Here is a 670-nt window from a genome sequence, read left to right as displayed (position 1 = left end):
GTGCCGGGCAAGCTGCTGGTGGTCGGCGGCGGCATCATCGGCCTGGAAATGGCAACGGTGTACGCCGCGCTGGGCAGCAAGGTGACGGTGGTGGAGTTCATGGACCAGCTGATGCCGGGCGCCGACAAGGACCTGGTCAAGCCGTTGGCCGACCGCTTGAAGAAGCAGGGCGTGGAGGTCTACCTGAAGACCAAGGCGACCGACGTCAAGGCCGACAAGGCCGGCGTGACGGTGTCCTTCGAGGCGGCAGTGGACGGCGAGAAGCCGGGCCTGGAAGCAAGCGCCTTCGACCGCGTGCTGGTGGCCGTGGGCCGTTCGCCGAACGGCAGGAAGATCGACGCCGAGAAGGCGGGCGTGCAGGTCACCGACCGTGGCTTCATCCCGGTGGACCGTCAGATGCGCACCAACGTGCCGCACATCTTTGCGATCGGCGACATCGTCGGCAACCCGATGCTGGCCCACAAGGCCACGCACGAGGGCAAGCTGGCGGCCGAAGTGGCTTCGGGCGAGAAKAAGGAGTGGGTGGCGCGGGTGATTCCGTCGGTGGCCTACACCAACCCGGAAATCGCGTGGGTGGGCGTGACCGAGACCGAGGCGAAGGCCAAGGGCTTGAAGGTGGGCGTGGCCAAGTTCCCGTGGGCGGCCAGCGGTCGTGCGATCGGTATCGGTC

At 67.3% G+C, this 670-nt stretch carries 1 protein-coding gene; it reads left to right on the top strand.

What is annotated here, in order from left to right; all coding sequences use genetic code 11:
- A partial coding sequence (locus ACXJKH_RS21765) for an FAD-dependent oxidoreductase (RefSeq protein ID WP_457322497.1) occupies nt 1-670 on the top strand: 670 nt, incomplete at both ends.

Source organism: Stenotrophomonas sp. P5_B8 (assembly GCF_054049855.1).
This window is presented reverse-complemented; position numbering and strand designations above follow the sequence as displayed.